Source organism: Acinetobacter sp. 'aerobic (ED)' (assembly GCF_904886855.1).
In the GTDB taxonomy this organism is placed as follows: Bacteria; Pseudomonadota; Gammaproteobacteria; order Pseudomonadales; family Moraxellaceae; genus Acinetobacter; species Acinetobacter courvalinii.
Window position 1 is genome coordinate 1 of the sequence record NZ_CAJHGI010000008.1, and the last position, 18,902, is coordinate 18,902.

16 protein-coding genes and 1 rRNA gene are annotated in these 18,902 nt (G+C 40.3%); 16 read left to right on the plus strand and 1 reads right to left on the minus strand.

What is annotated here, in order from left to right; translation table 11 throughout:
- The 10 genes from rrf to hisC all read left to right on the plus strand — a co-directional run.
- A 5S ribosomal RNA gene (gene rrf, locus JO943_RS14995) occupies nt 1–104 on the plus strand; the annotation flags it as partial.
- A gap of 180 nt (nt 105–284) precedes the next feature.
- Nucleotides 285–878 carry a type II secretion system protein GspG gene (locus tag JO943_RS15000; RefSeq protein WP_202741212.1) on the plus strand — a complete coding sequence of 198 codons (594 nt, stop codon included), beginning with the start codon at nt 285–287 and terminating at the stop codon, nt 876–878.
- Nucleotides 879–1,060: 182 nt separating this feature from the next.
- The gene (locus JO943_RS15005; RefSeq protein WP_202741213.1) at nt 1,061–2,509 is read left to right on the plus strand and encodes an RNA polymerase factor sigma-54; all 1,449 of its coding nucleotides are present in this window, start codon (nt 1,061–1,063) and stop codon (nt 2,507–2,509) included.
- Nucleotides 2,510–2,677: 168 nt separating this feature from the next.
- Nucleotides 2,678–3,019, plus strand: coding sequence for a ribosome hibernation-promoting factor, HPF/YfiA family (hpf, locus tag JO943_RS15010; protein ID WP_004655596.1), 342 nt, complete (start codon nt 2,678–2,680; stop codon nt 3,017–3,019).
- A gap of 137 nt (nt 3,020–3,156) precedes the next feature.
- On the plus strand, nt 3,157–3,408 hold the full coding sequence (gene ibaG, locus JO943_RS15015; RefSeq protein ID WP_005228821.1) for a BolA family iron metabolism protein IbaG: 252 nt from the start codon (nt 3,157–3,159) through the stop codon (nt 3,406–3,408).
- Between the two features lie 6 nt (nt 3,409–3,414).
- Complete coding sequence (gene murA, locus JO943_RS15020; RefSeq protein ID WP_004774988.1) at nt 3,415–4,674, plus strand: UDP-N-acetylglucosamine 1-carboxyvinyltransferase; 1,260 nt, start codon at nt 3,415–3,417, stop codon at nt 4,672–4,674.
- Nucleotides 4,671–5,360, plus strand: coding sequence for an ATP phosphoribosyltransferase (gene hisG, locus JO943_RS15025; protein WP_005283487.1), 690 nt, complete (start codon nt 4,671–4,673; stop codon nt 5,358–5,360). The genes murA and hisG overlap by 4 nt, the downstream gene beginning before the upstream one ends.
- Before the next feature lie 140 nt (nt 5,361–5,500).
- Nucleotides 5,501–6,163, plus strand: a complete 663-nt coding sequence (locus JO943_RS15030; protein ID WP_202741214.1) for a DUF4272 domain-containing protein — start codon at nt 5,501–5,503, stop codon at nt 6,161–6,163.
- A 130-nt stretch (nt 6,164–6,293) separates the two neighbouring features.
- Nucleotides 6,294–7,583, plus strand: coding sequence for a histidinol dehydrogenase (gene hisD / locus JO943_RS15035; RefSeq protein ID WP_202741215.1), 1,290 nt, complete (start codon nt 6,294–6,296; stop codon nt 7,581–7,583).
- Nucleotides 7,584–7,644: 61 nt separating this feature from the next.
- On the plus strand, nt 7,645–8,730 hold the full coding sequence (gene hisC, locus JO943_RS15040; RefSeq protein WP_202741216.1) for a histidinol-phosphate transaminase: 1,086 nt from the start codon (nt 7,645–7,647) through the stop codon (nt 8,728–8,730).
- Nucleotides 8,731–8,744: 14 nt separating this feature from the next.
- On the opposite strand, the gene JO943_RS15045 is transcribed toward hisC, so the two are convergent.
- Complete coding sequence (locus tag JO943_RS15045; protein ID WP_202741217.1) at nt 8,745–10,091, minus strand: anthranilate synthase component I family protein; 1,347 nt, start codon at nt 10,089–10,091, stop codon at nt 8,745–8,747.
- 524 nt (nt 10,092–10,615) lie between these two features.
- Between JO943_RS15045 and JO943_RS15050 the strand changes: the two genes are divergently transcribed.
- From JO943_RS15050 to JO943_RS15075, 6 genes are all read left to right on the plus strand, one after another.
- Nucleotides 10,616–11,608: a DUF6160 family protein gene (locus JO943_RS15050; RefSeq protein WP_005283501.1), complete on the plus strand. Its 993-nt coding sequence runs from the start codon at nt 10,616–10,618 to the stop codon at nt 11,606–11,608.
- 268 nt (nt 11,609–11,876) lie between these two features.
- Nucleotides 11,877–12,710 carry a C39 family peptidase gene (locus JO943_RS15055; protein ID WP_005256106.1) on the plus strand — a complete coding sequence of 278 codons (834 nt, stop codon included), beginning with the start codon at nt 11,877–11,879 and terminating at the stop codon, nt 12,708–12,710.
- Between the two features lie 44 nt (nt 12,711–12,754).
- Entirely contained in the window at nt 12,755–13,891 is a 1,137-nt protein-coding gene (locus JO943_RS15060) for a hypothetical protein (RefSeq protein WP_199949623.1), read from the plus strand.
- Nucleotides 13,892–13,903: 12 nt separating this feature from the next.
- On the plus strand, nt 13,904–15,568 hold the full coding sequence (locus JO943_RS15065) for an OmpP1/FadL family transporter (protein ID WP_202741295.1): 1,665 nt from the start codon (nt 13,904–13,906) through the stop codon (nt 15,566–15,568).
- Nucleotides 15,568–16,836, plus strand: a complete 1,269-nt coding sequence (gene filE / locus JO943_RS15070) for a putative pilus assembly protein FilE (protein WP_202741218.1) — start codon at nt 15,568–15,570, stop codon at nt 16,834–16,836. The genes JO943_RS15065 and filE overlap by 1 nt, the downstream gene beginning before the upstream one ends.
- 21 nt (nt 16,837–16,857) lie before the next feature.
- Nucleotides 16,858–18,870 carry a hypothetical protein gene (locus tag JO943_RS15075; protein ID WP_199949625.1) on the plus strand — a complete coding sequence of 671 codons (2,013 nt, stop codon included), beginning with the start codon at nt 16,858–16,860 and terminating at the stop codon, nt 18,868–18,870.
- Nucleotides 18,871–18,902: the final 32 nt, after the last annotated feature.

Sequence of the window (18,902 nt, forward strand, 5' to 3'; positions counted from 1 at the left end):
TAGCAAGAGTGAACCACCTGATCCCTTCCCGAACTCAGAAGTGAAACCTCTTAGCGCTGATGGTAGTGTGGCACTTGCCATGTGAGAGTAAGTCATCGCCAGCTTTTAAATACGAAACACCCCTAACCTGACGGTTAGGGGTGTTTTTTATTGTGAAATAAATATTAAGAGCAAAAAAAACATTAAATGTTAAGAATATTGATCTAATTAGTTAACTTTTTTGAGAGAGAGAAGATTATTGTATTTATAAGTAAAAACATAAAGATAACTATGAGATAAATTTAATGGTTGATATTAATGTAAATGAAAGGTCAAATAAATTGGGTGTTTTCCCTTATGTAATTGCAGCGATGTCATTTATACCTGGTATTGGTGTTATCTTTGGAGTTATTGCTGTTATTTGGGGGGTACTAACTAAAAAAAGTGGCGGTAAAGTACTCACGATTATTGGTGCTTTTGGTATCGGCCTTAGTATTGTTCTTTATGGTTCACTCTTTTACTTTGGTTTTGTTCAGCGCGGAGGTTTATATGATGAATTGCGCGCTCAATCAAGTCAAATAGCTATGACATCGTTAGTTCAAGCAATTGAATTTTATAAAGTAGAGAATGGTCATTATCCTGATTCGTTGGAAATATTAAATCAGTCCTTGCCAGAGAATAGTTCAGTTTTTGTGTTTGATGCTACTGATGTTTCATGGAGCAGTTCACCACGCTATTACCATTATGAGTTAAAAGATTCATCTCATTATTATCTGCTCAGTGTGGGGCAAGATGGAGAGCCTTATACAAGTGATGATATTTTGCCGAACATTGAGCTGAAGCCAGATAGTAAAATTGGATTGATTTTTCATGACAGCAGTACAGGCTCTACTTTATAGCTCCGAAATATATTATTGTTTAAAAATAAACAAAGAATCAAACTGGTCGTTTTTCTCATAATCTATATATGACTCATGCAGTCAAAAAGAATGTAATTTTCCTTGTATGCGTAAACATTGCTTTTATGTTATAAATATTTTTATAGGCATGTTTTTTGCTTATTTTAACAAAAGGAAAGACTATGAAATTATCTGTTGGATTGAAAGTTGCGAACAGTTTATCGTTGACTCCTCAATTACAACAGGCCATACGTCTTTTACAACTCTCCAGTTTAGAACTCGAACAAGAAATTCAGATCCAGTTAGACAGTAATCCCTTACTTGAAAAAATAGAAGAGATGGGGACTACAGAAAGTCTTTCGGTGCTAGAAGGGGCAGAGACTGGGGATTTAACGACTGAGCTCAATGCTGACCATCTTCCAAATGACTTACCTGTAGATACTGAATGGGATGATATTTATACCCATCAATCCACTGCTTTGGCTTCACCAGAATACGAAGAAAGAGAAGACAATCGCCAAGCACAAATGAGTTTGAAAGAGCATATTTTAGATCAGGTTAATCTCTTACATTTTTCGACTGTAGATAAGCTTATTGCATATTGCATCGTCGATTCTCTGGATGATAAAGGTTTCCTGGATGCGGAACTGGAAGATATTCTGCTTGCCGTTTCCCGGTTGTTGCTGGAGATGGAAAGTGATGAAGAAGTTGAGGAAGATGAAGTTATTGTTGTTTTGAAACATATTCAACGTTTAGATCCTATCGGGGTTGGTTCAAGAAACTTAGCTGAATGTTTGAAAATTCAGCTTGAAACTGTGCATGAGAAAGTTCCTTATGTGGCAGAAGCCAAGAATTTACTAAAATATTATGAATTATTGATCTCTAATGATTTGAATAAATTATTAAAGCAAACAGGGTTGACCAAAGAGCAATTAACAAGTGCAGTTGATTTACTCAAGACTCTCAAGCCTTATCCTGGATTAGAGTTCAACCAACAGGAATCTGAATATCAGGTTCCCGATGTCGTCGTTTCTAAAAAGGATTTGCATTGGCAGGTGCAATTGAATCCCGATGTTCTGCCTAAATTACGGATTAATTCATTTTACTCAGGCATGATTCGTCGTGCGGATCAGAGTGATGATAATGTTTATTTAAGAAATCAAATGCTGGAAGCGAAAAACTTTATTAAGAGTATTGATGAACGCCATAAAACCTTATTAAAAGTTGCAACCTGTATTGTTGAGCATCAACGCGCCTTTTTGGAGCAAGGTCCAGAGGCAATGAAGCCTTTAGTGCTCCGTGATGTAGCAGAAGAAGTTGAGCTACATGAATCTACCGTTTCCCGGGTTACGACCAATAAATATATGCTGACACCACGTGGTTTATTTGAATTGAAATATTTCTTTTCAAGTCATGTGGGGACAACAACAGGCGGGGAAGCGTCATCAACTGCGATTCGTGCCATGATCAAAAAGCTGGTTTCCAATGAAAATCCACGTAAGCCTTTGTCGGATAATGTAATTGCCGAGATGCTGAAAAAAGAAGGGATTGAGGTGGCTCGGCGGACGGTTGCGAAATATCGTGAATCGTTACATATTCCTTCATCTTCTGAAAGAAAAGTCTTGATCTAAATTTTAAGGTGTGACTATTCTATTGGTTCATTATTACGGAATAATGAATTTTTTTAATGAGCACTAGAGGAATCGCTGAAATGATTTAATGGATATTGATCCACTGATGTGCATTAAATTTGCTTGAGCGATTGCTTGTATCCTGAGAAAAAGGTGAGGGATAGAATTATGCAAATAACAATTCGTGGACACCATTTAACCATTACACCAGCAATTGAAGAAAATATAAAAGAAAAGTTTAGTCAAATGACCAAGCATCTGGATCAAGTGAATAGTATGCAAATCAAGCTGGCTAAAGATCATCAAATTGACAAACGTTCACACAAAGGGAGTGCAAACCATATTGCTGAGGCAATTATACGTTTGCCAGGGGTGGAACTGTTTGCCCAGGCGACAGCCGATGATATGTATACCTCGATTCGGAAATTGACCGATAAATTAAAACGTCAGCTTGCTAAGCATCGGAAAATCCAGTGTTCGTACCAGCATGAACTGGCACTTTTGAGTTAATTTTTATTTTTATATAAGAGGCTTTTTGTGAAGCCTCTTTTTTTATTGATAAAAAAAGAAACTGCTTACTGAATTATGTGAAAAAGTTATAGTAAAATAGCGCGTTTTACACCAATGGTTGTATAAGAGGTCTTGGAATGAATAGTGAGCAGCTCACGCAAATTTTAAAAGAAGCTTTCCCTGAAGCAGAAGTAGCGGTGAGCGGACAAGCTGGCAAATTTGACCTGCGTATTGTTGATGATCAGTTTGAAGGTAAACGTACCGTTGCTCGTCAACAATCGGTTTATGCACCTCTAAATTCTTATATCGCGAGTGGTGCAGTTCACGCAGTCACGATTCGTGCAATGACAAAAGACGAATGGCGCAAAGCAAGCCTTTTCGGAGCTTAAATATTAATGGATAAGTTTTTAATTACGGGCGGTGTTAAGCTCGAGGGTGAAGTGCGCATTTCGGGTGCTAAAAATGCAGCATTGCCTTTACTTGCAGCAATGATTCTTGCTGATTCTCCGATTACGTTAACCAATGTACCGAACTTAAAAGATGTAAATACATTGGTTAAGTTGATTGCTGGCCTTGGCGTGACCATGAGCTATGAAGGTGAGACGGTTTGTGCTGATGCTTCAACATTAGACAACCAGTTTGCACCTTATGAACTTGTACGAACTATGCGTGCATCTATCCTCGTGCTTGGCCCGTTGTTGGCGCGCTATGGCAACGCCAAGGTGTCTTTACCGGGCGGTTGTGCCATCGGTTCGCGTCCAGTCGACCAACATCTCAAAGCTTTAGAAGCTTTGGGTGCGCATATTGAAGTGGAAAATGGTTATGTGCATGCTTCAGTAGATGGTCGCTTAAAAGGCGGTGAAGTTGTTTTTGATATGGTGACCGTTGGTGGTACCGAAAACATCTTGATGGCTGCGGCCTTGGCTGATGGTGTGACTACGATTCGTAACGCTGCTCGTGAACCTGAAATTACCGACCTTGCGCAAATGCTGATCAAGATGGGTGCCAAGATTGAAGGCCTGGATACCGATACACTTGTGGTAACAGGTGTGGAAAGTCTGCATGGCTGTGAATATGCCGTGGTTGCTGACCGTATCGAAACCGGCTCATATTTAGCTGCAGCTGCCATTACCGGTGGCCGAGTGAAAACTACGCATACCGATCCTGCATTGCTCGAAGCAGTATTGGATAAGTTTGAAGAAATGGGTGCAGAAGTCACGCGTGGTGATGACTGGATCGAACTGGACATGCAAGGTAAACGTCCGAAAGCGGTGAGTTTTAGAACATTACCACATCCAGAATTTCCAACCGATATGCAAGCTCAATTGATGGCAGTGAATGCGATTGGTCGGGGTTTTGCAACGATTTCTGAAACGATTTTTGAAAACCGTTTCATGCATGTCCCGGAACTTTCACGTATGGGTGCTAATATTCAGGTGGAAGGACATGATGCGGTAGTAACAGGTGTGGAAACACTGCAAGCTGCCCCTGTCATGGCGACGGATTTACGTGCTTCATTTTCACTGGTTTTAGCGGCTTTGGTTGCTGAAGGCGAAACACTGGTTGACCGTATCTATCACATTGATCGTGGCTACGAACATGTGGAAGAAAAATTGCAAAGTTTAGGTGCTCAGATTAAGCGAGTAAAAGGATGAATGACTTAAGAAACGATGATCCAAATTTTGACGTAATGGGCAATTTTGATCATGGTTTAACTTTAGCACTCAGTAAAGGTCGTATCTTAAAGGAAACTTTACCCTTGCTTGAAAAGGCGGGTATTAATTTACTTGAAGATCCGGATAAATCACGCAAACTGATTTTTCCTACCACGCACAAGAAAGTCCGTATTTTGATTTTACGTGCTTCTGATGTTCCGACTTATGTTGAGAATGGTGCAGCAGATTTTGGTGTCGCGGGTAAAGATGTGTTGATGGAACATGGTGCCCAACATGTGTATGAGTTGCTTGACCTGAAAATTGCCAATTGTAAATTGATGACAGCTGGTAAAGTCGGTATGGAACGTCCAAAAGGCCGTTTAAAGATTGCGACCAAATACGTCAACTTAACTCGCCAATATTATGCAAGCCTCGGTGAGCAGGTGGATGTGATTAAGCTATACGGATCAATGGAACTTGCGCCTTTGGTTGGTTTAGGTGATTACATTGTCGATGTAGTAGATACGGGTAATACTTTACGTGCCAATGGCTTGGAGCCGTTAGAAGAAATTTGCAAGGTTTCTTCTCGTCTGATTGTGAACAAAGCCAGCTTTAAACGTAAACAAGCAGTGCTCAATCCGATTTTGACGCAACTTGAAGAAGCGATTAAAGCACGTCAAAACTGATTGATGTACATCAAATTAAGAAACCGTTCTCATGAGCGGTTTTTTTACATTTGAAGATTGTGTGGGAGATATAACACCTTTGTTTCTCAGCTGAGGCTATGTTAAAAAAGCTAATGATCTGTTGAGAATGTACAGGAACAATGAAAAATCCACAGCAGCGTAAACAAGAATCTATTCTAAAATTAAAAGCTAAAGCCATACCTTATATCGATTGGTTGCCGCATATTGAATCAAGTGATGACGTGATCCAGCGCTCCGCTGAGCACATTGCCAAGCGTGCGATTGCATGTTTACTGATGATTCAGGTGGCATGTGATCTGGATCAAGTCCAATTTGATCAAGAAACAGAAGATTTTATTGTTGATCTATTGAATAAATTTGCAGTCACTGATGAATTAACTGTTAAAGAAAAAAACATATTGAATCGAAATGCTTCACAGCAAGAGATTGTCAATATGATCTGGAAGTATGAAGCCTATTGGGTGTTGCTATGGGCGTTGGGGATTGTCGAAAAATTGAAATATCCAGATGAAATCGCAGATTGTGATTTTGCGATTCAGGTGGTATCAGGCTGTGATTCATTACAGGAATTTATGCAGCAGGTGAAATTAAGAAATATTGAAGAGATTTTGGATGAGGCAGATCTGATCTATCGTTATGACTGGGCATGTGTTGATGCGCGATTAAAACAGCAGCATGCACCTGCAAATTTAAATGCTTCTATAGTTCTGGAGCGTCATGGCGCTTTAAACTGGCTGATACAGGCCGATGCGGATTGGGATAATCCGGATGTAAGTACTTAAAACTTATAGATATCTTATCATTAAATGTTTTTTCCTATAAAAGCTGCGGAAATGCTGATGTTATCTTGCCCACAAGCGTACTGAAAAAGAGTAAACTTAGCGTTCTCTTTTTCGCCTTGTGGGTAAATTGATGCGACGTTTATCGACTCAGGATCAAAATTTTAAACAGACATTTGCTGAACTTTTAGCATTTGAAACCGTGAATGATCCTCAACTTATACAAACTGTAGATCAGATTATTGCTAATGTTCGTCAGCATGGTGATGATCATGTGCTTAAACTAACGCAACAGTTCGATCGACATCCAGCGCATCAATTCTCTGATTTAGAACTGACTCAGGCACAGCTCAAAACGGCATTTGAAGGCTTAAGTGTTGAAATTCGTGAAGCACTGGAACTGGCAGCAAAACGTATCCGTTCGTTCCATCAGGCACAAAAGCAGGAAGGTTGGACCTATGTTGATGAGCTGGGTAATACCTTAGGCCAGAAAGTCACAGCACTGGATCGTGTTGGAATCTATGTACCGGGTGGCTTAGCATCATATCCTTCATCGGTGTTAATGAATGCTTTGCCGGCACATGTCGCGGGTGTCCCAGAAATTATCATGGTGGTTCCTGCACCAAATGGTGAACTGAATCCATTGGTATTAGCTGCAGCTTATTTGGCTGGGGTAAGCCGCGTATTTACCATTGGTGGTGCGCAAGCTGTGGCGGCATTGGCTTATGGGACACAAACCATTCCTGCGGTGGATAAAATTACAGGACCTGGCAACCGCTTTGTTGCAGCCGCAAAACGTGCGGTGTTTGGCCAAGTCGGTATTGATATGATTGCAGGACCTTCGGAAATTCTGGTCTATGCCGAAGGTGAAAATAATGCTGAATGGTTGGCCATGGATGTGTTGTCTCAAGCAGAGCATGACACCGTTGCACAAGCCATTTTTATTACCCCAGATGAAGCGTTGCTCAATGCAGTTGAAGCTGCGATTGAAAAGCATTTAAGTGAATTGCCAAAAGCAGAAATTGCCAGAACCTCGATTCAAAATCGCGGTGCATTGGTGCTGGTCAAAGACCGAGCTGAAGCAGTTGAACTGATTAATCAGGTGGCACCTGAGCATCTGGAGTTATGTCTTGATGATGCCGAGTTGATGAGTCAGGAGATTCGTCATGCGGGTGCAATCTTTATGGGACGTTATACGCCAGAAGCCATTGGTGATTATTGTGCGGGTCCAAACCATGTCTTGCCGACATCAGGTACAGCACGTTTTTCTTCGCCACTCGGTGTTTATGATTTCCAGAAGCGCTCTAGCTTGATCATGTGCTCTGAAGAGGGTGTAAAAAGCTTGGCAAAAGCAGCTGATGTGTTGGCAGTGCAAGAAAATCTTGATGCTCATGCGCGCTCAGCCCGTTATCGTTACCAATAACTGATTCAAAGATTGATAGGGGCTGGTTAGCCCCTTTTTTAGGATACATGAGAGTAGAACAATGACGTTTACAGCAGAACAAATGCGGTTTTGGAGTCCCGAGGTTCGTGAATTAGAGCCTTATGTACCCGGTGAGCAGCCTAAGATTCAGAACTTACTCAAACTGAATACCAATGAAAATCCCTATCCACCATCCCCAAGAGTAGTCGAAGCGGTCCAGGCTGTGTTAACTGAACAGGCCGATGCTTTGCGTTTATATCCAGATCCTGACGCAACCGCTTTAAAGCAGGCGATTGCCAAGCAGCAGCATGTTGATGTGGCTCAAGTATTTGTTGGTAATGGTTCGGATGAAGTTTTAGCACATATTTTTAAAGCTTTTTTTATCCAGAAAGAGCCAATTCTTTATCCGGATATTACCTATAGTTTTTATCCGGTGTATAGCCAGTTCTTTGCAACGCAGACTAAGCAGATTCCATTGAATGAAAAATTCGAAATTGAGGTATCGGATTATGAGCAGGAAAATGGCGGGATTATCATCACCAATCCAAATGCCCCAACCAGTATCGCGCTCGGTTTAGATGAGATTGAGCAGGTGCTGAAGGCAAATCCAGATCGAGTGGTGGTGATTGATGAAGCATATGTCGATTTTGGTGCCGAATCCGCGGTACAACTGGTCAATCGCTATGACAATTTAGTGGTTTGCCAAACAACATCCAAGTCACGTTCGCTTGCTGGCTTACGGGTTGGTTTTGCCATTGCGCAAGCGCATTTGATTGCAGCACTTGAAGCCGTGAAAAACAGCTTTAACTCTTATCCAATCGATCGTTTTGCCATTGCAGCAGCGGTGGCTTCCTTTGAAGATCAGGCTTATTTTGAAGCACAATGTGCCAAAGTGATTGCCAGCCGGGAAAAACTGGTCGATGATCTGACTGCTTTAGGCTTTGAGGTATTGCCATCGAAAGCCAATTTTATCTTTGCCACACATCCACAACATGAAGCTGCGCAGTTGGCTCAACAATTGCGAGAGCAGGGCGTTATTGTGCGTTATTTCAATAAACCACGTATTAATCAATTCCTGCGTATCACGATTGGGACCGATGAGCAAAATCAGCGTTTAGTGGATACTCTTAAAACGCAAATTTTATAAATCTATATTAAAGCTTATTGTTTAGAAATCTGCCATGTATTGAGTAAATCCAGCATGGCAGAAATTTTATCAAAGCATTCCTGATATTCTGCTTCTGCATCAGACGCAATGGTGATGCCGCCACCCGCCCATATAGATAATTGATCCTGATATTTCTGAATACTACGGATCAAGATATTCCAGCTGCCTGTACCATCGAAATTAAAGTAACCCAAGCTGCCACAATAAGCACCACGTGGTGCACCTTCAAGCTCTTCAATGATTTGCATGGCCCGAATCTTTGGTGCGCCAGTAATTGAACCGCCAGGTAGCGCCGACAATAACATTTGCATCGGATTGATGTCTGCTTTTAAGCTCGCTGTAATTTCACTGACCATATGGTGAACCTGATTAAAGCTTTCAATTTCAAAGAGCTTAGTAGTTTCAACCGAACCTGTTTCTGCGTACACACTGAGATCATTACGTAAAAGATCTACAATCATGACATTTTCAGCTTGGTCTTTTTCAGAGTGACTGAGTTTATCTTTTGATATCTGATCTTGTTGGGGATCATCAAAACGTGGCATGGTCCCTTTGATTGGACGCGTTTTAATTTTTCGATTGGTCTGAAACTCAATAAATAATTCAGGCGAACAACTTAATAGTTCAAAATCCTGTATTTTGAGGTAGCCCGCGTAGGGTACATGGGTCAGTTTCCATAAATCATTGGCACGGCTTAACAGCGAACCCTTTACATGGGCGGTAAACTCTTGAGTCAAATTAATTTGATAGCAATCACCTGCTTTGATGTATTCCTGTACCTGTTGAAAGGCCTGTAAATACTGCTGTTTTGACCAACGGGCTTGGCATTTCTCAAGTAGATAAAATGGGCTAGGTGTTTGAACAGCTTGATTGATCAGATCCGAGATCTGCTGAAAGATGAATGCTGCTTGCTGTTCATCGCTGTGAAAATACCAGCCATCATTCTCATACTTTAAAAAAGTTGAATATTGACCTAGGAAAAATCCAGGTTGATGACGTGAATTTACTTCGACAAATTGCTCTGCGCTATAGTCATAGCTAAAGAAGCCAATATAGCCACCATTAAACGCGACGCTATCAGATGTCTCAGAGCTAGACTTAAACTTTGAGAATACGGTAAGAAATGACGCTTCAGATGTTATTTGGTATTGATTAAATTGAATTTTTTGAAATTGCTTTAATTCGGATTGTTGGAAAATTAAAAATTCTTGCGGTAAAAAGGCAATAATGGGCGTATTGTGGTCATATAAGTAGACTAAACCTGTTAATTCATACAGTTGTGCAAGAAGGTCAAATGCAGAGGTGAGTTGCGTGTTAAGCTTTTGCTGAAAATAAGACATAAAAACGGAAATACTTACAGATACATTTGATGGAATGAATTGTACTACATCCAAAAACACTGGACTGACATTTATAATCTGATGACGTAAAAAACCAGCAATTTAGTGGTAAGAATACGAACTGATTTTTGCTTTAGGAGGTAGATTGATAGGATAATCACTCAAATACTGAAAAACGCATTTTTGTATACACTTGTAACCATAACCTCATCAGTGGATAAATGGCCAATGATTAATCTATTTATCTGCATTGTTGTAGATGAAAATAAAAAATAAATATAATTTACAGTAGTTTAAAATCAATTTATCGAAATAAGAAAGTGGGTGAATTATATGCCGTTTGTCGGGTTGTACTTAAAAAGCAGTTAACAGGAGTTGAACATAAAATAACAAACAGGTAATTTAGTAATTGCTAAGCGAACTACTCAAGGATTGGAAGTTCTAGTTGTCATTAATAAAAAAACGACCGTGGACAGTTTAGAGTAGTGAAAGTCAAAAAATAAATGCTCTTGGGAGAGTGCTCAATGAAAATGTTTACTAAACTTGTTTTAGTTTCTTCAATGGCGATTAGCGCAAATGCAATGGCTATGCAGTCAATGGATGATGCTGCACTAAGCGCTGCAACAGGTCAAGATGGTCTTAATATCGGTCTAGGAATTTCTAGAGTCGAAATCGAAAAAGTTTTAATTCATGATAATGATGGTTTAGCAACCACTGCTGGTGGTACGGGTGAAGCTGGTGCGATCGTCATTAAAGCAAATGGTACTGGTCAGACTGCTGCAAATGGTATTGTAATCAATGCACCAATGAATGCTGCTGGCACAGCACTTGATACTACACGTGCTTTGGCATCTCATAACCTAGCTGATTTAGTGATTGATACAGATAAGGGGACAGGTACCAACGGTGCATTCCTGAACGTTGCTGCGGCAGTGTCTGGTCTAGATATCTATATTGGTGAAATCGGTGTATCTGGTTCAAATGCTGCAAGCACAACTGCAGTACGTCGTGGTAATGATGATGCAAACTACAATGCTATTCTCTCTGGTTTAACGCTTAAAACTGGTTTAACCAGCGCGAATATCCAACTAGGTGCTGCTCCACAAGGTGCAATGATCGTGTTGAATACCACGATGCAAGGTGGTTTGGAGCTTAAGGATCTTGGTATTGTAGATAGTTCAACGAAGCAAGGTACAGGTGACGGTACTACTGGTAACCGTGCTGCTGGTCAAATCTATCTTGACAGTATTAAAGTTGCTGACGCTTCAGGTGCGGACTTAACTGTAAATGCCAAAGTAAGTGTGGTGGGTAAAGAAGGTACAAATAACGGTTATTTACGTATCATTACAGGTTCTGGCGACACAACTCCAGCAACTGATGCATATATCAAAGGTGTACATTTAGGTAGTAAAGATGCTGCATCAATTGGTGATGTCGAAGTACAAGGGTTACAAACTTATTACAACAACGGTACAGCCAACGTAAAAGGTTCTATGATCACGATTTCTGGTCACTAAGTTTCCTTCAAAAAAGCGCACAATGTGCGCTTTTTTTTATTTTAATTATCGATACTTAAAGCAAAAAACGAGAAACGTTGCGTTAATCACAATCATTTATTAAAACTTTACTTAATTCTATTTTTCATTACATTTCGTCAAAAAAAACTAAAAAAAAGCTGTTTTTTTCTATAAAAAAAGGTATCTTCAACAGACAGGGATGTAGTGTTTTTAAACACTAAAATAAAACGAATAAGGCAAGTTGTGCCATAGTTAGAAAAAGAGACTTATGTTAGAGATCGCTTTAGGCTCAGCATTGATGTATTACTTTACAACGCAAGCCTTTGAAATTGAGAAAAAGCCAGAGGGGACTGTTCATTACACAGAAACTCTCGATTCCCGTAATCCTTCATTTACTCGTAATCATCGCGAAGCCGTGGTGATTAAGCCTGCTGTCGAAGATCAATTCAGGGGAATTGTACGTCAAGCTTACGACTATAGTTGCGGATCTGCTGCCTTAACTACGCTATTAAATGGTTATGGTGGTTTGCGCTTGACTGAACAACAGACGATGACCGGTTTGCTTCAATATGGTGAGTATCAACGTATTATTGAGCGTCGTAGTTTCTCCTTGTTAGATATGAAACGTTTCGTTTCAGCATTGGGGTTAACAAGTGGGGGATATCGCGGTGAATTCTCTGATCTAACTGCATTAAAACAACCTGCAATTGTTCCTATTACCTATGCTGGTTTTAAACATTTTGTAGTCTATAAAGCATATAAAGATGGAAGAGTCTATGTCGCTGATCCAGCTTTAGGGAATATCAGCTTTGATGAGATTCGGTTTAAAGAAATCTGGGATAACAATACTTTATTTATTGTTGATATACCTCAACAGTACCAAAAGAATTTATTGGCACTTCAAGATTCGGACATGCGTCATGTAGAAGATGCAACTGTAAATCGATATGCCCTTGCTGACATTCAGTATCCAACGCAACAGTTTGAGAAACTTGCAGATAAAGGATCAACTATGCGTCGGGTACTGGATACGAACTCTACATCAGATACTTACAATCAACCGATTACGACGTATATGCGCTTATATTACAAGCGGAAATAGTGAAGAAAAATCAGTAAAATTAATGTAATAGGATACAAAGTAAAATGAATCATACATGGATGAAGATGACTGTGCTGGCGTTGAGTTTAGGCGCAATCACATCAACACTTTACGCAGCAGAAGAGCAACCTGTAGCTGAAGCAGCGGTACCTCAAACAGATGAGGCAGCAACTGTAAAGTCTGAGACCACCACGCCTACCGAAGAGACAACAGCGAGTCCAGTTGCGCCAGTGGCGGAAAGCAGTCAGGCTGATCAGGCTGCGAGTGCATTGCAGAAAAAAGAAACGGATGCGACTCAAGAAACCAATTTGCAAGAAGTATTCACCTCAAATGAACGTCAGTACTCGCTCATCAAAAAAGGTGTTTTTTCATCCTACTACGACATTGACTACACTTATTATCGTGATACCCGTGTCGATGCCTCTATGGATAATGGCAACTTAAATAATCTAAGATTTGAAGAAGATGCCAATCATACCTTAACCAACACATTTACAGTACAGTACGGCTTATTGGACAATCTTACGTTGTCTGCATCATTGCCTCTCGTTGCAAAAAAAGAATTATTAAAAGATAAAACAGCTGCAGGTTTAGGGGATATTAACTTTGGGGCACGCTGGGAACCATTTCCTTTAAAACAAGGACGCTTACCTTTAGTACTATTCGGAAGTTTATCGACCAAAACGGGCGACAGTCCTTATGAAATTGGGATAGATGAACTTTCAACTGGTAAGGGCTATTACTCAGTTGGGGTCGGCGCAAGTACTCGTAAATATATTGATCCTGTTGTGTTATTTAGCTCTGTATCTGTCAACTATGGTTTTAAAGAGTCAGGGTTGGATCAGGCTCGAGGCCGAAGAACGTTAGAGAGTTTTGATCCTGGTGTGAGTGGGGGCTTTGCTTTTGGTTTTGCTTACTCATTTAACTATGATGTGTCACTGACCATGTCATATCAACAAAGCTTTAATACAGGAGCCAAATTCTACTTTAAAGAAGATGAGAGTTACGAGTCAGGGGATCAAAGTAGTGCCATGCTATCTTTTGCTTTAGGAGTTCGTGTTTCTCCTGAAACAATTGTTAATGGTACGGTGGGTATTGGCTTAACTGAAGATGCACCAGATGTGTCACTTGGTCTATCTTTCCCATTGGATATTATAGGTTTTGGCAAAAAAATTCGTTAAGGAGATGTAATGGTGAAACACCTTAAATTATGTCCTTTAACGATAGCCATATTTTTCGCTGGTTTATCTACTGTTGCTAATGCACAGTTAGGACAAGACTTATCTGTAGACTTGAGGTCGCTTGCTTTGGGGAACGCTGTAACGGCAGACCCACCGGGTATTAGTGCAGTGCATTTTAACCCGGCAGCACTTGCAAAACTTGATGGCTTACAAACCGATGTGCAAGGTATTTTGGCAAATTTTGCCATCAAACGTGATTATTCTGCACCTGCCGGTTACAACGTTTTTGGTTATTCGGATGATCCGCTAGTTTGTAATGATGGGCCTGAAATTGATTCCAATATTTGTACAGACTTTAAAGGTACAGTGCATGGGGATGTGGAATATGCCAGTATTTACGTTCCTGTTTTAAAGAAAATTGTTGATTTAGGACCAAACTCGCCTTTAGTTGCACCGACCGCAGGGATTTCATATAAACCCCCTGGTTCAAAAGTAACTTATGCAACCGCTGTGTATGCACCTTTAGTTGCGGGTTTTGGTGCGGAAGATGGCAACCCGAGTAACTATATGGGGCAACAAGTTGCCTTAGAACGTATTACCTATTTATCACCATCTTTGGGTTATCAAGTCAATGATCATTTATCACTTGGCGCGTCATTTGGTATGTCTTATCAGGCAATTGCCCTGAAAACGGATTTACGTTTTCCGAATGAAATGATTGGCGTATTACGTATGGTCGATGAGGTTGTTTGTCGGCCATTTAAAGACAATGGCGATATCATTACCGATTTACTATTATTTGGTATCTGTAATGCCAAAGAAGGGATGAACCCGTTTAATAAAATGGGAGCCATGGATGTTTCCTTAGAGCAGTCCTTAAGCCCAAGTTATAACCTTGGTCTACTTTGGGAACCAACTGATGACTTTAGCTTTGGTATGGTCTATCAAAGTGAAGCCAAAATGCGCTTAAAAGGCAAATATTTAATTAATAATGCGGTGGCTCCGCAACAGCTGGTTGCAGGTTTAAACTCGTCTGCAACAGGGCAGATTCTTGCTGCGATTCTGGGCTTACCTGGCTATGTACCCGATGTAGAGTCTGGACTGGTTGCGATGGATTTCAAATATCCTCAGCATTTTAAAGCAGGGATCAAATATAAAATTTTCCCAGACTTGCAAATGAACTTTGACGTTGGTTGGACAGACTTCTCTGCTTGGGACAAATTTAGATTTGAATTTGACCGACAAATCTCCTTACTTAAAGTGGCCAAGCTGTTATCTAATGATGTGACAGACCGCTCTCTGGCCCTACCATTACGCTTCCAGTCTTCTTGGCGTTGGGGGATCGGTTTTGAATATTCTGCGACAGATCGTTTGAAATTACGAATGGGATATGAACCTCGTACCAGTTCTATTCCTGATGACAAACGAAATACCATGGTACCTATTAACAATGCGCAGTTATTTGGTCTAGGTATTGGTTATCGTTTTGATCAGGATACTGATCTAGATTTATCATTAGGTTTCTTACGCAGCCGGGATGATATTCCAGCCAATACCAGTAGCTTATCGAATCAGACCGGGGTAGGTAACATCCTGTTAAACCCTTATGCAGGCCTAAATGTAAAAACCAATACTAAAGTCACCTTGCTTGGCATTAACTATAGAACAAAATGGTAATGTATAAAATGATTAAACAGCCTCTGCTCGTGACCTTGTTCGTTGCTTTGACAAGTGGAGGAGCTGTATATGCAGAAGAGGGCTTTTATACGATCATTGGCCCAGATGGTCGGCCAATGATTATTCCTCAGAAAAAACAATCTCAGCCTGTAAAAACCCTACCAGTTCAGCAAAAACAGGAGAAGGTGGCACAGGTTGAGAAAGTAGAAAAAGTAGAAACCGTCGTGGTTGAGAAAAAGCAGCAAGATCAAGTAATCGCTTCTTCCAAGCCAACTGCTGCAATGGCAGTGTCTAAAGCACCTGCACTACATAAACAAGCTACCGAGGCGAATGTTTCTCACGCTCCTGTCATCGCACCTGCATCACCTAAACAAGTAAAAAAAGTAGAAGAGATTAAACAACAACCGCAGCCATCTGCAGCAGAAACCGTCCTACCGAAGGTGATATCAGCACAGAAGTCACAATCTGTTGATATTGATCCTACTATTTCGACTAAACCACTTTTGACAGCAGAAAAGCTGAATAAAAAAGCAGTAGTACAAAGCCCGCAGCCATTTGAAACCGTAAATGTTGAAACTTCTACGACAGCACCTGTTTCAAGAATTGATGGTGTGGAATACGTAAATAATGAGTATTTAGAAGATCAAGAATTTAACCTTGATGGCAAGAAACGTTTTTATACCATGCCAGATGGGACGGGTCGTATGGAAACAATTGAGCGTAAAAAAGGTGTAAACCAGTCGATGCTGAATAGATTGTTGAATCGCAATTCTAAGCCTGAAGCACCAATTGTTTTATCCAGTACTTATATTCGTTTATCTGCAGAGGATTTGGCAGCAACGTTTGAAAATGATCGCTGTTTCTTAAAAGATTATAAAAAATCAATCAAGACCCTAACCCCTAAAAAGGAAGTCGGTGTTTGGCCGAGGAAGCCTTTGAAAGAAAAATTTGAATACGAGGTGGTTAAGCTGGATCATTCTGTGGAATATATGCAAATTGCCTCTTACGCTTCTAGTAATGAGAAACCTGTTTATTATTGGCCTTTGGTGGTCTTCTTAGATGAAAAGGGCTGTGCGCAGGAGGCCGTAAGTGGGTTTAAAAATAATCTGGTGAACACAACACTGCTGCAACACTCAGCAATTCAGGGGGTGGTAAAAATTCCTCCAAAAGCTGAGTATATGATGATGACACCACTTGCTTCTGCAATTGATGTGCCTGAAAGCGAACTATCAAATCAAGGTCAGATAAGGATCTCTGCTTTAAAATAAGCATTAACAGGATTAAAATGTATGAATAAGAAAATATTATTACCTTTTGCAGTATCGACGCTTGCAGTGATGTTACATGGTTGTGGTGGCGAAAGTGCCAAGATTAATGAAGACCCAACCAAAGGGGTAGAAGGTGTCACTTCAAATACCAGTTGTAATGTGAAAGAAGATACCTGTTTACAGTTTGTGCTGGATTATCCGATTGCTGGTCTCAATTTTGATTGTAGTTCAGATAAATTTAATCATTTTGCAACAAAAATGGAAGGTAATCTTGCTACGGGTGCCTGTAAGTTGGGGGATACGGTTACTTTCTATCTTCAAGGTGAGACCAGTGCACGCAAAATTAATCTGGGCTCAGTGCAATTAGATAAGATTACTAAACTCAAAACAGCCGCTTATTCCCGTATCCGTATTGTTGATTTAGCAATGGGCCTCACTGGAAAAACACCAGCAAGTGTAAGTGCAGAGGACGAAACCATACGCGTGGCAATGGCTTTAGTTAAAATTCTCCAGAGCCAGGGTGTTGCGGACAATCGTAATGTGATTGGTGATATTCAGCAGATTGAATTCACAAAAGAAAAGAAAAATACGCTTGCGGAAATATCTCAGGATGTTGGTGTAAATGAACTCAGTAGCGGAGCATATGCAGAAATTCTGAAACCTTGGCTAGACGTAAGTGGAATTACTGATGAACAAGCCTTGGCTATCGTTACTCAGCTGCTAAATCTAAGCCAGGTCGGCGTATGGTATGCGGAGTTACCACTCTTTAAGGCAGGAAGTAATGGAGCTGTTATCGAAACGCCAAATGAAGGAAGTGGCGTATTCCCAGATGGCTTGTTTGGATGCAACAGAGACCTTTATAAGGACTGTTTGAATGCTACAGATGGAAAAGGTGCAACCTTACGTCATTCTATGGGACGTTTTGAGTTATTGACAGATCGTCAGGGTTATATCCTCGGTTATGGTCAACAATGGCGAGGTAACCCGATTATTACCAATAGTGTGGTTGCTCCACCACTTGCATTAATTGGAAGTGCTAAACCAGAGAAAATGCAAGTTCAGCCACAAAAAAACTGGTTTAATTTGATTAATCAGGAAATTAATCCAGGGCAACCTTTGCGTTTCATGTTAAATAACAACTCTGCTGAAGATTTATTAATCACACAAGGTAAGTTGATTAATGGAACAAATATTGCCAGTACTGAAGCGGTTTATCGCCAACTTACTAAAGCTAAATCTACCGATCCTTTTAACAACGCAAAAGATTTAGGTTTATGGCAGCAGAATATTGATGGTATCACCTATAAAGGCGTAACTGATGTCTTTAAATTTAACTCGGCAAGTTATTTATCAAAAGATGTGTTTACTACAGAAGCAAATGTCAAATCTGGACAGCGTTATGCATTCCCTCTCTATGCAACCCTAACGTTTAAATTTCAAGATGCCAGCATTGCCCCTGTTGATTTAGGGATTTTGATTGATGAACATGGAGATATCCGAACCGATATCAAAAAAGATGCAACCGCAACAGATATGTCGGGTAATTGTGCCCAAGCTGAACCACAGGCGGATGGTACATATTTAGATGAGTTTGGTGTAACACAATATCGAATTGGTACAACAGGTGGCGCAAACTCTTCAACAAATGATAAGTCAGTAACCGTACGTATGATTTTCTCAAATCCGAAATTTGGCGTACTTGAGGGAATTTTACTTGGTTTAAACTTTACCTCTCTGAATAACAAACAAAATATTAGTGGCGCAAAAATCAACGTGTTTAACTTGCTAAATGGTGAAGCGAATGGAATTAACTTGACCAATTTCTCTGATAAGACCGTTTCATGGTTGAATATGCACGGAGTTTATCTGACCTCTTATATCACTATATATGACCATAAAGACACGGATAAGAGTAAATTGATTGCACCAACAGATGCTGAACGTGCCATCGCTAAGCGTTATACGGGTACCGCAAGTATTAAGGTTGCAGACCAAAAAATTCCAGCCTGTAATGCGATTAAGATAAAATCTTAAACGATAGTCACAATAAAAAAGACCGCGGCAAT

Bases quoted from the DNA above. Each gene is read 5' to 3' on its own strand.
- hisC (WP_202741216.1), top strand. From the start codon at position 7,645: ATGACGTTTACAGCAGAACAAATGCGGTTTTGGAGTCCCGAGGTTCGT.
- JO943_RS15050 (WP_005283501.1), top strand. From the start codon at position 10,616: ATGAAAATGTTTACTAAACTTGTTTTAGTTTCTTCAATGGCGATTAGC.
- JO943_RS15075 (WP_199949625.1), top strand. From the start codon at position 16,858: ATGAATAAGAAAATATTATTACCTTTTGCAGTATCGACGCTTGCAGTG.
- JO943_RS15000 (WP_202741212.1), top strand. From the start codon at position 285: ATGGTTGATATTAATGTAAATGAAAGGTCAAATAAATTGGGTGTTTTC.
- JO943_RS15030 (WP_202741214.1), top strand. From the start codon at position 5,501: ATGAAAAATCCACAGCAGCGTAAACAAGAATCTATTCTAAAATTAAAA.
- JO943_RS15045 (WP_202741217.1), bottom strand. From the start codon at position 10,091: ATGTCTTATTTTCAGCAAAAGCTTAACACGCAACTCACCTCTGCATTT.
- hisG (WP_005283487.1), top strand. From the start codon at position 4,671: ATGAATGACTTAAGAAACGATGATCCAAATTTTGACGTAATGGGCAAT.
- hisD (WP_202741215.1), top strand. From the start codon at position 6,294: ATGCGACGTTTATCGACTCAGGATCAAAATTTTAAACAGACATTTGCT.
- JO943_RS15055 (WP_005256106.1), top strand. From the start codon at position 11,877: ATGTTAGAGATCGCTTTAGGCTCAGCATTGATGTATTACTTTACAACG.
- ibaG (WP_005228821.1), top strand. From the start codon at position 3,157: ATGAATAGTGAGCAGCTCACGCAAATTTTAAAAGAAGCTTTCCCTGAA.
- filE (WP_202741218.1), top strand. From the start codon at position 15,568: ATGTATAAAATGATTAAACAGCCTCTGCTCGTGACCTTGTTCGTTGCT.
- JO943_RS15005 (WP_202741213.1), top strand. From the start codon at position 1,061: ATGAAATTATCTGTTGGATTGAAAGTTGCGAACAGTTTATCGTTGACT.
- hpf (WP_004655596.1), top strand. From the start codon at position 2,678: ATGCAAATAACAATTCGTGGACACCATTTAACCATTACACCAGCAATT.
- murA (WP_004774988.1), top strand. From the start codon at position 3,415: ATGGATAAGTTTTTAATTACGGGCGGTGTTAAGCTCGAGGGTGAAGTG.
- JO943_RS15060 (WP_199949623.1), top strand. From the start codon at position 12,755: ATGAATCATACATGGATGAAGATGACTGTGCTGGCGTTGAGTTTAGGC.